The following is a 615-nucleotide window of genomic DNA, read 5'->3' as shown; positions in this document are numbered from 1 at the left end:
CGGCGGTAAGAGCCAGCTCAACCTGGGGCATCTGGTTGACAGCCAGAAACCGCACCCGGATAAACGGGGTGAAGGGTTTGAGCTGCGTACCGATGACTGGGGCGCGATCCGCGCCGGGAAAGGGTTGTTTATCAGTGCGGATGGGCAGACCAACGCGGGGGGAGACGTGTTGGCAATGCCGGCGGCAATCAGTCAGTTACAACAGGCGCAGGCGTTAACCGAAGCATTACGGGGTGCGGCTGAAACCGCCAAAGCTGAATTAGCGGATTTGCAGCAACAGAAAACGTTATTGAGTGACACGTTAACCGAACTGAGAAAATCGGCGCTGTTACTGTCCGCGCCCGAAGGTATTGCTCAGACGACGGCGAAAAGTCTCCAATTTTCTGCGGGGGACAATGTGATGGCCACCAGTGGGAAAAATACCGATTTTAGCGTGCTGAAAAAATTCACGGTAGCGGCGGGTGAAGCGGTCAGTCTGTTTGCGCAGAAACTGGGGATAAAACTGTTTGCCAGTCAAGGTCGGGTAGATATTCAGGCGCAGGGTGATGCGATGGGGCTGGAAGCGCTGAAAGACATCACGGTAAGCAGTCATGAAGGCAAAGTGATCATCAGTGC

At 54.8% G+C, this 615-nt stretch carries 1 protein-coding gene; it reads left to right on the top strand.

What is annotated here, in order from left to right:
* Window positions 1–615 (top strand): type VI secretion system Vgr family protein (locus ABR397_RS23105; protein WP_350307746.1); only part of this gene is annotated, 615 nt, incomplete at both ends.

The organism is Photorhabdus viridis, assembly GCF_040256935.1.
GTDB classification, from domain to species: Bacteria; Pseudomonadota; Gammaproteobacteria; order Enterobacterales; family Enterobacteriaceae; genus Photorhabdus; species Photorhabdus viridis.
Note: the sequence above shows the minus strand (reverse complement) of the source record. Positions and strands in the feature narration are given on the sequence as shown.